The sequence below is a fragment of the Thioalkalivibrio sp. AKL12 genome, from assembly GCF_000377925.1.
Taxonomy (GTDB): domain Bacteria; phylum Pseudomonadota; class Gammaproteobacteria; order Ectothiorhodospirales; family Ectothiorhodospiraceae; genus Thioalkalivibrio; species Thioalkalivibrio versutus.
Window position 1 is genome coordinate 207,058 of sequence record NZ_KB898891.1, and the last position, 12,864, is coordinate 219,921.

Genomic DNA, 12,864 nt, shown 5'->3' on the forward strand with positions numbered 1-12,864 from the left:
CGCAATGACGGGAGGTAAAAAGATGGCGCCGGGGTTATTCCTCCTCGGCCTTCTTGAACATGCCGAGATAGGCCTTCTTGTCCATCATCGGCTCGCGCATCACCGCCAGCATGTCGTCCAGGTGTTCCGGCGTGCTCATGCCGACCAGCGAGGTGCCCAGACCCGGCGTGGAGCGGTTGAATTGCAACGCGCGCTGCGCCGGGTTGGGCAGGCTCGCCAGTTGCTGCTCGACCACCTCCACCGACTGTTTCGCCAAGTGCCCCTTCAGCATGGAATGCGACGCGATCATGTACACCTCCAGCTGGTGCGCGGCCTGCAGCGGGCTGGCCACATTGCCCTGCCCGGTCGCGGTGTTGAAGCGGGTAAAGCCTTCCAGCATCACCTGGTTGAACGGCAGCATGGCGATCTTGAAGTGGTGCCGCGCATGGTCGTCGCCGGTCACCGTCTGCGCGGCGCGTTCGGCCAGGCCCTGCATCGAGGTGAGCGACTGGAACACCGCCGCGTCGGTCTCCTCGCGGAATCCCTCGAAGGTGGAGATGCCGTAGGTGCGGATCTTCTTTTCGAGTACCGCCCGCTCCAGCATCTCGAACACGGGCTCCAGCTTGCGGTTGGTCGGCTCCTTGCCGATCTCGTGGATGTGCACTTCGGGCTGATCGATCAGGAACGCGTCCAGCGTCTCCACCCCCATCAGCGAGCGCGACAGCTCCATCTGGTAGTGGAGGTATTCCGGCGTCAGCAGATGCGCGCCCTTGGCCAGATCATCCTTCGTACCCATGCCCTGGGCCTCGATCTCGCGCTGGAACCAGGCCTCCATATCGTCCGGAGGCCCACCACGCAGGGTCAGGAAGCCGCCCTTGGAGATCAGGAACATCGCCTCGCGCGCAACCCCGGCCTCCAGCGCGGTGCGCACACCGGCCCCCACCGCGGCCAGCGACCGGCCGTAGCGGTAGTGCGCGCCGGTATCGACCACGTTGACGCCCTCGGCCAGGCCACGCGCAACGATCGCGGAGATCTGCGCGTCGACCTCGGCGGTGGCTGCCCCGCCGAAGGTGCCGATCCCGAGGCTCGACAGGCGCATCTTCGCGCGCGAGAACTCGCTGTAATGCCCCTCGGCGGCCTTGCCCTCGGACACGAACTGCTCTGCGTAACGACGCGTCGCCTTGGCATTGGCGTATCCGGGTATCAGTTTCTGCACGGGCTGCATGCGTCTCCTCGATTGGTCGCGGGCCCCAGGTGACGGATTCCGGGATGCCCCGAACCCTCACCCACCCGATGTGGGGGAGAATCGTACGTCAGCGGACGGGATTTGCGAAAACCCGCAACGCGAGCGGGCCACTACCGGCGGCATTGTACGGCCGCACAAACAGCCGCGCCCCGGCATGTGCCAGGGCGCGGGTCAGAGGCCGCCCCGAGCCGGAAGCCAGGGGGCGGCAGGGGAAACCAGCGGAGACTACAGGCCCGGGGCCGAATGCCGATAGCGGCGGAAGGCCCCCAGCATCACGAGCCCAAGCCCGATCAACCAGACCGGCCCCGGCAGCGGGACCTCAGTGGCGGTGGTAGAGAATCGACCGCTGAGATAGAGCTCCTCGAAGCCATTGTTCAGGTCGTCCATGAAGAAATCGATCCCGAACAGATAGCCCGCACCGGAGAACAGGCCGAGATCCATGGTCGGGGCAAACACGATGTAGTCGAGCTTGCCGCTTCCCTTGTTGGCATCGGCCTCGTACACCTCGCCCGATTCGCCAACCACCTGGACGTCGCCGGGCGAGAGAACCGGGCCGCCATTACCGTCGTCGAAGATCCAGCGAGCCACGCGTTCCCCGGTGACGGGGTCGTAGATGAAGACCTCGGCCTGGACGAACAGATCGGGGTTCCTCCCTGTCTGGTTGTGGTCGAAGATGAACGTGGGGATCGTGGCCCCCGGGTTGATCGCATCCAGGTACGCCAGGAGGTTGTCCACCAGCACGGGTCCATTGGCCTGGGTACCCAGTCCCCAGTTACCGGTGAAGTCGTTCGCGCCGCCACCGGGGAAGGGCATGGGATCTTCAAAATTGTAGCTGCCGTCGGGCCCGATACCCTGATTGTTCTGACCACCCGCACCCGTGCCCACAATCAGGTCCAGCGTGCCGGTGCCCTGCCCGGTGTAGTTGGCCTGCGACAGGAAGCCCCACTGGTTCAGCAACGAGCCGGAGTAAGAATAGAAATCGTTGTACTGAATGGCGACCGGGATCCCGTCATAGGTCTCGTCGACGTCCGGAAGCTCGATAATGGCCGCGTTCGCCACCGAGCCTGCGAGCATTACGCCCGCTAGCACCACCACCTGCTTACTCCACCACTTGCGCATCACACTCACCTCCGGCTCCCGGCCTTTTGGCCGCTCAGGGCGCCTTTCGCCCTCTCGAGCAACTACGAAGCAAGACACACGCCAAAGCCGATAAGACCCTGTTTGATCGGGATCTCTTCTCAAACCCGATTCACCGCGAAGGGCCTCGTGTAAACCATTCCGACATTTTTCGGGAAAACGGCCCGAAACCCCGTCGGAAAGCTTTACACCCGATGGGCGCCCCAGGAGACGCGGAGCCGCAATCCAGGCTCGGTATCGTGTGTGCCCGCAGTCACGGGCCGGTGATGGGTCAGCGTCTCTTCACTACCCGCGCAACAGCGGGTGTGTATGGAAAAGCCGCTCCAGGCGGTCCTCGAGTTCGGGACGCACGGGGCCGGAACGGTCGGCGTCCAGGCGGGAGACGAACAGGTTCGCGTACCACGCCTCTTCCTCGTCCATGTCCCAGTCGACCTCGCGCAGCAAGGCCTGGCCGGCCGCGGGGATCGCGGCGGGGAGTTCGCGACCGGTCAGCAGGGCCCAGACGCCGGTCCAGCAGCGGGCGAGCGCGAGGGGGTGATAACCGCCACCACCGAGGACCAGCAGCTTCGGCGTGCCATCCGCATGGCGCGGGCTGGTCTCGATCACGTCGTCGATGCAGGCGAGGAAACACTGCGTGGAGATGCCGAACTTGCCGAGCGGATCCGGCAGCAGGGCATCGGTGCCGGCCTGGACGACAATCACGTCCGGCCGCCAGCGATCAAGCACCGCGTCCCAGACCCGGGTGAAGGCGGCGCGGAATTCGCTGTCATTGGTCTCCTTCGGCAGCGGCACATTCACGGCGTTGCCGAGCGGACCCGTGTCCTCGATGCGGCCGCCCTCGAAGGGATAGCCGTATTCGGTATCCATGTGCAGGGAGACGGTGAGGACATCCGGGTCATCGATGAACGCGGCCTCGACGCCGTCGCCATGGTGGGCATCGATGTCGAGATAGAGCACACGCTGACCGGCCTGGCGCAGGCGCAGGATCGCGAGCGCGGGGTCGTTGAAGTAGCAGAAACCGCGCGCCTGGTCGGGGGCGGCGTGGTGCATGCCGCCGGCCGGGTTGAAGGCCATCTGCCCGCCCAGCACGACCTCGGCGCCCTGGATGGAACCGAAGGTGGCAGTGGCCGGGGTGGCGAAGAAGCCGACGAAGAACGGGTTTTCGAAGTTGCCGATGTTGTGGCGGTCGCGGTAGCGCTGGAAGACCTTGCCCAGCGCCTCGGCGCGCTGCATCGCGGAGACATACTCGCGGGTGTGGAACCATTCGAGCTCGGCCGGCTGCGCACGGCGCGTGACGGCCATCTCCCCGGGGGTGATCGCGTCATAGGCCTCGATCAGGTCAATGGTCAGCGAGATGCGCGGGATACCGAGGGGGTGATTGTCACCGTAGCTGTGCCCGCGATAGCGCGGCGCATGCAGCAGGGTCGCGTGGCGCCGGGCCGGAGCGCGCTCCGACCCCGGGGCTGTGGCGTCCTGATCGATGGCTTCGGGGGTGGCATTCACTGGCGCAGCCTCAGGTAGATCTCGGGCAGACGGCGCGGCAGCTCGTCCACGTGGTCGATGATGGTGTAGTGCCCGGGCCCGAAGATGGCCGGCAGGTACTCGGACCCGGACGGGTCCAGGGTGATGCAGAAGGGGTGAATACCGGCATCCACCGCCTCCTTCATCGCCATGCGGGTGTCTTCGTGCAGATAGCGCTGGTCACCGCCGTCGTCATAGTCGGCCGGGCGCCCATCGGTGAGGATCAGCAACAGGCGGCGCTGGCTGGAGTTGCGCTTGAACGCCTCCAGCGAGTGACGGATGCCCGCCCCCATGCGCGAGGCCAGGCGCCCGGACACCCCGGCGATGCGGGCGCGCACGGTGTCGTTCAAGTCCTCGTTGAAATCCTTCAACCAGTAGTAGTTGACCTGGTCACGCTGCTTGGAGGCAAAGCCGGCGAGCGCGTAGGGATCGCCGACCTTCTCGATCGCCTCGGCGAACAGCATCATCCCCTCGCGGATGCGGTCGACGATCTTGCCCTGCCCACTCGGGTGGCGCGCCATGATGGAGGTGGACATGTCCGCCAGCATCAGCACCGAGGTGTCGCGGTGCTGCACCGCGCGGCGGCGGTAGATGAAGGCCTTGGGCGAGAGCCCGGCCTTCTTGTCGGCGATGTAGTCGATCACCGCCTCGGTATCCAGCTCGTCGCCGTCCAGCTGCTTGCGCTGTGGCGCCAGGCGCATCGGGCGCTGCATCTCCAGGCCGCGGGTCAGACGCTTCAGGGTGTCGGCGTTCTCCGACAGGATGGTCGCCGCCAGCTCCGGGTTCTCGTCGTCCAGCACGCGCTCGTAGAGGTTCACCCAGTCGGAGATGTAGCGTTGTTCGCGGTAGTCCCACTCGGGATACGGGATGCCGTCCTTCCGTGGCGTATAGGGTACGCCGCGCTTGGCCACCTGGGCCGGCTGCGGTATGCCGGTGCCGATGCGCCCGCCAGTACCGGAGGTCTCCTGCTGCGGGGTCTGGATATCCGCGTCCGGGTCCTTCTGCGCCTGTTCCGGGGCCTGCTGCGGCTGTTCTTCCTGTTTCTGGTGCTCGAGCTTGTGCTCGTCGTGGGCCTCGTGATCGCGGAAGTCGGCCAGGCTGCCATCGCGCTTGCGCTGCGGGTAGACCGGCAGCGACTGGTTCAGCGACAACCCCGGCAGGTAGGCCTCGGCACGCTCCTCAATCGTGATGTCCGGGAAGGTATCGTCGGCGAACAGTTCCTCGCCCACGGCCCACGCAGTGACGATATCGGCGTCCGGCTCCAGCATGCGCGCCAGGCGCGGGTCCTGGGGTTCGCCGCGCAGCAGGGCCTCGTGGGCGCGCAGGGCGAAGTCGTAATAGATGCCGGCCGCACCCTCCGGACGCTCGTGGGCCCGGGCAAGCTCCACCAGGCGCGACAGGAAGTTCGGGATGCGCGGGGCCAGGCGCGTGTTCACGCGCAGATCCTCGGCCAGGTCAAACAGGACCTGGAAGCTGAACATGCGCGCCTCGAACTGAGCGAACAACGGGCGCCAGGTGATGCGCGACTTGTCGTCCAGCGGCGGATGCTCGGCGCCGGCGCGCTCGAACAGGCGCTCGACGTCGGGTTGCGCGTAGGTATCAAAGGCGAGATGCGCGGCCGCGTGCTGGGTGGCGACGATCGCCTCCTCGCGGGAGTCCATCACGGCCGGCATGAACAGGCGGCGCCCGTCGGTCTCGAGCATCGGGCGGCCCTCGCCCGGCTTCCAGCTGGAGTCGGCCAGCGGGATGTCGGCATCCAGCCAGGCCATCAGCACCAGGCGCAGGAAGCGCCCGTTCATCCGCGGGCGGAAGCCCGGCAGCGCCTCCAGCAGGAGCTTCAGACTCTCGTCGCTCTCCAGGCGGAAATAGGCCTCGCCGCGCGAGCGCCCGGCCTTCAGCAAGTCCGCCCCGCGCCGCGCCCAGGAGAGCAGGCCCGTGTCGCCGACCAGGTTGCGGGCGATCGGGGCGCCCTCGAGGTAGGCGTCCAGGGTCAGGCCACGCTCGTCGAACAGCTTTTCGGCCGGCTCGATCAGGGCGCGCAGGCCCTCGATGCCGCGCCCGCCCGAGAGCTTGTCGAATGGGGCCTCGAAATAGGCCCGGGCATCCGGCAGGCTACGTGCGCACCAGCGCAGGCCGATCTCGGCCCACTCGCGCTCGCCGGCCTCGCCCCACTCCGCGTACACCCGGTCGGCCTGCGCCATGAAGCCTTCCAGGGCGTAATTGGAGTTCACCCACTCCTGAAAGTGCGCAGCCTGCTCCAGCCACAGCTCCACCGTCTGCATGTGCTCGGCAAGCCGGGCCGAGTGGCGCATGAAGCTCTTGCCGGCCTCGCGGTCATGGAAAAACAGGTCGCGCGCGGTCTCGATCCAGCGCCGCGCGATGGTCGCCCCGAACGGACGAATCGCCGGCAGGGCCTCCTTCGTATCGCGGTGCGCGACGAAGCTGATGTCCTCCAGGTGCTGGAGGATCTCCTCGATCTCGACGAGTTCTTCCGCCTCCGGTTTCGCGCCGCCTTGAGTCGCGGGGTCACTCACGCCGCTTCGGACTCGGGGAAGTGGGCGTCGAAGATCTCCTCCAGTGCCTGGATCAGCTCGGGGTCATCGGTGATCGGGGCGATCATCGCGGCGCGGCAGGCGACACGCGGGCTCAAGCCCGCCTGCATCAGTTCGCCGGCGTAGGCCAGCGCACGGGTGGAGGTGGCCTCTTCCAGACCGTGGTCCTTCAGCGCGCGCGCCTTGCGCCCGGCGGCGACCAGCTTCTCCACGCGATCGGCATCCAGGCCACCGGATTCCTTGGCCACGATCTCGCGCTCGACGTCCTCCTCCGGGTAGTCGAAGTGGATACCGACGAAGCGCTGCTTGGTCGAGGGCTTCAGGTCCTTCAGTACGGTCTGATAGCCCGGGTTGTAGGAGATCACCAGCATGAAGTCTTCATGCGCATCGATGATCTGCGACTTCTTGTCCAGCGGAAGCTGGCGGCGGTGGTCAGTCAGCGGGTGGATCACCACGGTGGTGTCGGTACGCGCCTCGACGATTTCGTCGAGGTAGCAGATCGCACCCTCCTTGACCGAGCGCGTCAGCGGGCCGTCCTGCCAGACGGTTTCCTCGCCCTCCAGCAGGAAGCGCCCGACCAGGTCGGAGCTGGTCAGGTCCTCGTGGCAGGACACCGTCACCAGCGGCTGGCCCAGGACGTGGGCGATGTGTTCCAGGAAGCGGGTCTTGCCGCAACCGGTCGGCCCCTTGAGCATCACCGGCAGGCGCTTCGAGTAGGCCGCCTTGAAGATCTCGATCTCGTCGCGCTGGGGCTTGTAGAACGGGGCGTCGCCCGCGTCCCCCGGTTTCTCGATGACGTCGCGTTCCACACCGCGGATGCGGTTGATCAGGTTCTTCATGGGATCTCCGATGTCGACCGCGCGGTCGGGACTGACCGCGGGGCCGGGACTGGTGTATGCGCGGGGGCGGCGTTACCCTGCTGCGCGTTGGGCGGGCCGCCAATCGTGTTCCCGCAGGCTTTGTTGTATCATTCTCTGTTTCTATTCTATCGAACCTGCGCACTTGCATGAACCAAACGCCCCACGGCTGCGGGGTTGGTCTTGCGGATGCGCCCGTCACTCGGATTCAGCGCTTCAATAGAGGACCCGGTATGAAACTTGTCAAGCTCGTCAAGCTGAACAACCTGCAGTACAACCCGAACCGCGACCCGAACTTCTACCGCCGTCCGGTCAACGAGGAATTCCGGCTGCAGGCCGTGCTGAACGGCTCCGGCAGCGCCCAGTGCTCGTTCTCCGTGGAAGGCGAGACCCTGTGCGAGGGCAGCGTGTCCCTGCCGGGCACCTTCGACTGCAAGTTCAGCTACGACACCGCGGGCACCCGCATTGGCGACCTGGTGATCGAGGGCAATGGCGAGACCTTCCACGAGAAGGTCCGCATCGACGTGCTGGAACACGCCTGGATCGGCTGATCCAGTCCGACCAGCGCGGCCCCGCTCCATCGGGGACGGCAACAGCGAAAGGCCCCGCGGCAACCTGCCCGGGGCCTTTCGCGTTTCGGGTCCAGCCACAACCGTCCCTTGCCATCTCCTGCCACACGCCCCCGTCATCCCCGGCCGCACGCCCCTCGTCATCCCCGGCCCCGCATACCCCCTCGTCATCCCGGCCGCAGCGAAGCGGAGAGCCGGGATCTCCCGGGCGAGCCCCCGGACGTCCGGGTGATCTCCAGCAGTGGCGATCCCGGATAACCGCTGCGCGGTTTCCGGGATGCCGAGGGAGGGGCGTCTTCATGGTGACCGGAGAATGCCGACAAGGTGTTCCGATCGACCCGTCGCCCGCCCCCGAATCGGGCTTCCGCGTGCGGTTCATGTCCTCCGTGGTGCAATCGCCTTGGCCCTTCTTCGTATCTTCGTGCGCTTCGTGGTTAACAATGGAGTCGGGGCCCAGACGAAGAAAGCCCCGCCGGAGCGGGGCTTTCGGGCATGGCCATGGCCTGCGGTGATCAGTCGATCACGCCGGTCACCCAGTACTGCACGTACTTCGGGTTGTCCTCGATAAAGCGATCCACGGCCTCCGCGTAGGAGTTTTCCTGGGCGTAGAACATCGCGTCTTCCAGGACCTCGAGATCCAGGTGCATACGCGAGATCATCATCGCCACGTCGTGGTACTCCTCGGCGAAGCCTTCACGCGCCAGGGCATGGATCCGTTCGAAGCTGCCCAGGGCCCCTTCCGGGTCTTCGAGGTAACGCAGATCATGGGCGCCGAATTTCCAGTGCGGGCTCCAGCCGGTCACCACGATCCACTCGTCACGACGGATGGCGCGTTCCAGCGCGGAGGTCATGCCCGCCCCGGAGGAGATCTGCAGGTTGTAGCCATCCAGGCCGTAGGTCTCCATGGCCTCTTCCGACAGCCGCGTCAGGCCAGCGCCCGGGTCGATCCCGGTGATGCGGCCATTCAGCTTGTCCCGCACGGAGTCCTTCTTCAGGTCCTCGATGGAACCGAGCTCGTCCTCGGGGATATAGTCCGGCACCACCCAGCCAAGGCGGGCGTTTCCGTACAGCGGCCCCAGGTTCACCACGTCCTGACCCACACGATCCATGTAGTCGGCGTGGGTCCCTGGCAGCCAGGCCATCAGCATCATGTCGATGTCGCCGGAGGCCAGACCCTGGTATTGCGGGGCGATATCGGTCTGAATCAGATCGACCGAGTAGCCCATCTCGTCCTCGATGACGCGTTCGGCCAGCCGGGTCACGAACTCGGCGTCGGACCACGCGGTCCAGCCAATCTGGATATCGTCAGCCTGGACCGTGGAGAGCCCCATGGAGGCGGCCAGCACGCCGCCCAGCAGGGTTGAAGTCAGTGTCTTGTTCATCGTGCTACTCCTTCCTTCGAGTGAAACGGATAGCGCGACGCGAGGGCCGGTCAACTGCTCGCCTTGCGCCGCAGTCCTACGCTCTGAGTGATCCGGTCGAGCAGGATGGCGAGGATCACGACCCCCAGGCCGCCCTCGAACCCCAGCCCGACATCGAGCCGCTGGATACCGGTGAGCACGGTGTTGCCAAGCCCGCCGGCACCGATCATCGACGCGATCACCACCATGGAGAGCGCCAGCATGATGGTCTGGTTGATGCCGGCCATGATCGACGGCATCGCCAGAGGCAACTGAATCTTGGTCAGGAGTTGGCGCCGATTGCAACCGAAGGCCAGCCCGGCCTCGATCTGCTCGCGATTCACCTGCCGGATGCCGAGATTGGTCAGACGCACCACCGGCGGCATGCAGAACACCACCGTGGCGATCGCGCCGGGCACCGTGCCCAGCCCGAAGAAGATTGCGGCGGGGATCAGGTAGACGAAGGGCGGCATGGTCTGCATCAGATCCAGCACCGGACGGATGGAGGCCTCGAGCCAGTCGCTGCGCGCCATCGCGACCCCGACCGGCATACCGATCGCCAGCGCCACGGCGGTGGCCGCCAGCACCAGCGACAACGTCTTGATGGTGGGCTCCCACAGGTCCATCCCGAGGATCAGGCCCAGCGCCACGATGGCGAAGATGCCGAAGCGCCAGCTGACCCGCCACCAGCTAAGCCCCACCAGCACCAGCACCAGCAGCCAGGCGGGGATCGCGAGCAAGGCCCCCTCGAAGGAATTGGTCAGCAGCCCCAAGAACCAGGCAATACCGTCCAGCGCCGGCTCCAGGTTATCGAGGATCCAGTCGACTCCGCTCTCGATCCAGTCGCCCACCGGGATATTGATGCGCCCCTCCATGTCAGTAATCTCCGTTCGCGGCGGCCGCGTTGCGGCTGCGGTCCAGGGCCTCGACCAGGCGCCGCAGGGTTACCAGGCCGCGGAACCGGCCCTCGCCATCCACCACCGGGATGGATACCGGGCTCTGCGCAGCACGCCGCGGCAGGTCGGCCAGCGCCGTATCCTCGGGGACCGGCTCCACCTCCACCGCGACCTCGCTGGCGGCGCGATCCAGGGTAAGCTCGCCCAGACGCTTGGCCTGGACGACGGACTGGAAGCGCCCGCCGGCATCGACGATCACGGCCTCGTTACCCGGCACGTGGGCAATGCGGTTGCGCGCCTCACCGGCCGTGGTATCGGCATCCAGTACCGGGATGTTCTCGCTGTCCATGATGTCGCAGGCCTGGAATACCTGGGTGATGTCCACGCCGTGGAAGAACGAGCGCACGTATTCGTTGGCCGGGTGCGTGATGATTTCCTTCGGCGTACCGACCTGCACCACCTCGCCCCCCTGCATGATGGCGATGCGATCCCCGATCCGGATCGCCTCGTCGAGATCGTGGGAGATGAACACGACCGTACGTCGGTGCTCGCGCTGCAGGTCCAGCAGACGGTCCTGCATCTCGGTGCGGATCAACGGATCCAGCGCCGAGAAGGCCTCGTCCATCAGCATGATCGAGGGGTCAGTGGCCAGCGCACGGGCCAGGCCCACGCGCTGCTGCATGCCGCCGGAAAGTTCATCCGGATAGCTGCGGGCATGGGCCTTGAGACCCACCTGGTCCAGCGCCTCCTGGGCGCGTTCACGGCGCCGGGTGCGGCCGACCCCGGCGATCTCCAGACCCAGCGCGGCGTTGTCGATCACGGTCTTGTGCGGCATCAGGGCGAAAGACTGGAACACCATCGCCAGATCCTCGCTGCGCAACCGGATCAGATCGCGCTGGCTCATGCGCGTGACGTCACGCCCACGGACCTCCACGGTGCCGGCAGTGGGCTCGATCAGGCGGTTGAGCAGACGCACCAGGGTGGACTTGCCCGACCCGGACAGCCCCATCACCACGAAGATCTCGCCCTCGGCGATATCGAGGTTGCAGTCCTTCACGCCCACCGTGTTGCCGGTGCGCTCGAAGATGGTGTCCTTGTCCAGCCCGTCCTCGATCAGGCGCAGGCCTTCCTGCGGGTTCGGCCCGAAGACCTTGTACAGCTCGCGCACCCGGATGATGGGTTCCATGCCACGATCTCCCTGTAACGCTGCGTCCGACCCTCGGGCCGGACCGGGGCCCGTTACCAGTCGTACTGGCGAATGAACTCGGGAAGCTTGTCGATCATTTCTTCGCGCCCGAAGAAACGATCGGCGCGGGCCAGGCGCATCTCGTCCTGGATGTCCTGATCCCCGCCGAAGCAGAATACCGGAAGATTGATCTGGTATTCCATGCGCAGCATCCGGATCACGTCCAGCGGGTCGAAGGCCTCGATCTCGTCCAGGTCCAGCAGCAGGAAGCGATACAGCAGGATCTCGTTCCACGGACCGAGCTCATCCAGGTCGGTCACACGGTGTAACTGCCAGCCCTGCGGCAGGTGGGCCTGCATGCGCTCGGTCAAGCCGGCATCCTGCGTCATCAGGATGACGCGTTTCTCCAGGCGGCGTTCGATCGTCGGTTCGGACATACGGCATCTCCGGCGTTCGTGGGTAACGAAATGGGCGGGTCAGGCCGCCGCGATTCCGCGATAGAGCCCGTCGATGCGGGCACTGATCTCGTCGACCATGCGGGCGTCGAGCTGGCCATTCAGGCGCGAGCGCACGCGCAGGCGCTCCGGGGACTCGCCAATCAGGTGCTCCTCGAGGATGGCGGTGGTCGCCGGGTCCTCGCACCAGACCCGTGCGATGTGCGAGCCCTCGACGTGCAGGCGCAGGCGCCCACAGGCCCCGCGGGTCTCGAACACGTGGTTGTCGCGGTTCACCCGAATCCCGTCGCGCACCGCAGGCGACCCCTGCCCGTCGGCCAGATCCTCGAGCTCCTCGCGCCCGGCCGCCAGCCACTGTTCGATGGTGTCTCGGTCCGGCTCGATCACCCGCACCGGCACGCCGAAACGGCGCTCCAGGACCGCGCGCAGGGCGGCCTCGACCTGCGCGGGCTCGGGCGGCTCCGGGCACTGACGGGCGCAATCCGTCATGCCGGTCTCCAGCGCCGGGCGCAGCCAGTCGCGGTAGCCCTCGCTAGGGGCATGGACACAGGCAAGAAAACGCTCGACCGGGAAGTGCCGCAGGAAGCTGGCACCGAACACGCAGCCCTCGTCGAGCGTGGCCGCGCCGGTGCCCATGATCTTGCGCCCCTGGACCCAGACATCCTGACCCCGCGCCTCCACGCCCTCCAGCCCAAGCTCGCGCAGGACATCCATCGCAATGCCCAGGCCCATGGCAAACAAGTGGCGATGCCCCCGAGCGAGGACATGACGCGGCTGGACCAGGAAGAAACAAGCCTGATCGGCATCCACCCAGACCGAGCCACCGCCCAGCGGGCGTCGCACCACCGGGACGCCCTGCTCCGCACAGGCCGCAAGGTCCAGATCGGACGCAGCATCCTGGCTGGCGCCGACCGAAATATGTGGCTCGCGGGCGTGCGTCCAGAGTACGCGCGGGGGGGCGTCCGGCGAGGTCATGCTCGCCAGCCCCGCATACAGCGCGTGGAGTTCCTCGGCGGAGCGAGCCCCGGCGTCGATCCACTCCGGGGTCACCGTCGATGCGACCAAG

11 protein-coding genes are annotated in these 12,864 nt (G+C 66.5%); 1 reads left to right on the top strand and 10 read right to left on the bottom strand.

All coding sequences use genetic code 11. The features are described 5' to 3' along the window. Window positions 1–34: 34 nt before the first annotated feature. The 5 genes from D579_RS0103475 to D579_RS0103495 all read right to left on the bottom strand — a co-directional run bounded on the left by D579_RS0103475 (window position 35) and on the right by D579_RS0103495 (window position 7,274). On the bottom strand, window positions 35–1,204 hold the full coding sequence (locus D579_RS0103475; protein WP_018938861.1) for an aldo/keto reductase: 1,170 nt from the start codon (window positions 1,202–1,204) through the stop codon (window positions 35–37). Window positions 1,205–1,450: 246 nt separating this feature from the next. Continuing rightward, window positions 1,451–2,344 (bottom strand): PEP-CTERM domain protein, encoded by an 894-nt coding sequence (locus tag D579_RS0103480; protein WP_018951130.1) that lies wholly within the window; start codon window positions 2,342–2,344, stop codon window positions 1,451–1,453. A gap of 303 nt (window positions 2,345–2,647) precedes the next feature. After that, window positions 2,648–3,865, bottom strand: coding sequence for an acetoin utilization protein AcuC (locus tag D579_RS0103485; protein ID WP_018951131.1), 1,218 nt, complete (start codon window positions 3,863–3,865; stop codon window positions 2,648–2,650). Next, window positions 3,862–6,417, bottom strand: a complete 2,556-nt coding sequence (locus D579_RS0103490; RefSeq protein WP_018951132.1) for a nitric oxide reductase activation protein NorD — start codon at window positions 6,415–6,417, stop codon at window positions 3,862–3,864. The genes D579_RS0103485 and D579_RS0103490 overlap by 4 nt, the downstream gene beginning before the upstream one ends. Beyond that, the gene (locus tag D579_RS0103495; RefSeq protein ID WP_018168425.1) at window positions 6,414–7,274 is read right to left on the bottom strand and encodes a CbbQ/NirQ/NorQ/GpvN family protein; all 861 of its coding nucleotides are present in this window, start codon (window positions 7,272–7,274) and stop codon (window positions 6,414–6,416) included. Before D579_RS0103495 ends, D579_RS0103490 begins: the two co-directional genes overlap by 4 nt. Before the next feature lie 251 nt (window positions 7,275–7,525). Here D579_RS0103495 and D579_RS0103500 point away from each other — a divergent pair, with 251 nt between their 5' ends. After that, window positions 7,526–7,843, top strand: coding sequence for a hypothetical protein (locus D579_RS0103500; RefSeq protein WP_018143988.1), 318 nt, complete (start codon window positions 7,526–7,528; stop codon window positions 7,841–7,843). A 530-nt stretch (window positions 7,844–8,373) separates the two neighbouring features. Here the strand turns inward: D579_RS0103500 and D579_RS0103505 are convergent. Genes D579_RS0103505 through D579_RS0103525 form a run of 5 tightly spaced genes read right to left on the bottom strand, consistent with a single transcriptional unit; the run spans window position 8,374 to window position 12,863 of the window. After that, on the bottom strand, window positions 8,374–9,243 hold the full coding sequence (locus tag D579_RS0103505) for a glycine betaine ABC transporter substrate-binding protein (protein ID WP_018951133.1): 870 nt from the start codon (window positions 9,241–9,243) through the stop codon (window positions 8,374–8,376). A 50-nt stretch (window positions 9,244–9,293) separates the two neighbouring features. Then, complete coding sequence (locus tag D579_RS0103510; protein WP_018143990.1) at window positions 9,294–10,136, bottom strand: proline/glycine betaine ABC transporter permease; 843 nt, start codon at window positions 10,134–10,136, stop codon at window positions 9,294–9,296. Window position 10,137: 1 nt separating this feature from the next. Beyond that, window positions 10,138–11,343 carry a glycine betaine/L-proline ABC transporter ATP-binding protein ProV gene (gene proV, locus D579_RS0103515; RefSeq protein WP_018951134.1) on the bottom strand — a complete coding sequence of 402 codons (1,206 nt, stop codon included), beginning with the start codon at window positions 11,341–11,343 and terminating at the stop codon, window positions 10,138–10,140. Window positions 11,344–11,396: 53 nt separating this feature from the next. After that, on the bottom strand, window positions 11,397–11,780 hold the full coding sequence (locus D579_RS0103520) for a hypothetical protein (RefSeq protein WP_018951135.1): 384 nt from the start codon (window positions 11,778–11,780) through the stop codon (window positions 11,397–11,399). A 39-nt stretch (window positions 11,781–11,819) separates the two neighbouring features. After that, the gene (locus tag D579_RS0103525) at window positions 11,820–12,863 is read right to left on the bottom strand and encodes a lipoate--protein ligase family protein (RefSeq protein ID WP_018951136.1); all 1,044 of its coding nucleotides are present in this window, start codon (window positions 12,861–12,863) and stop codon (window positions 11,820–11,822) included. Between the last annotated feature and the right edge of the window lies 1 nt (window position 12,864).

Coding starts and splice junctions, on each gene's coding strand:
- D579_RS0103475 (WP_018938861.1), bottom strand. CDS start 1,204: ATGCAGCCCGTGCAGAAACTGATACCCGGATACGCCAATGCCAAGGCG.
- D579_RS0103480 (WP_018951130.1), bottom strand. CDS start 2,344: ATGCGCAAGTGGTGGAGTAAGCAGGTGGTGGTGCTAGCGGGCGTAATG.
- D579_RS0103495 (WP_018168425.1), bottom strand. CDS start 7,274: ATGAAGAACCTGATCAACCGCATCCGCGGTGTGGAACGCGACGTCATC.
- D579_RS0103500 (WP_018143988.1), top strand. CDS start 7,526: ATGAAACTTGTCAAGCTCGTCAAGCTGAACAACCTGCAGTACAACCCG.
- D579_RS0103505 (WP_018951133.1), bottom strand. CDS start 9,243: ATGAACAAGACACTGACTTCAACCCTGCTGGGCGGCGTGCTGGCCGCC.
- D579_RS0103510 (WP_018143990.1), bottom strand. CDS start 10,136: ATGGAGGGGCGCATCAATATCCCGGTGGGCGACTGGATCGAGAGCGGA.
- proV (WP_018951134.1), bottom strand. CDS start 11,343: ATGGAACCCATCATCCGGGTGCGCGAGCTGTACAAGGTCTTCGGGCCG.
- D579_RS0103520 (WP_018951135.1), bottom strand. CDS start 11,780: ATGTCCGAACCGACGATCGAACGCCGCCTGGAGAAACGCGTCATCCTG.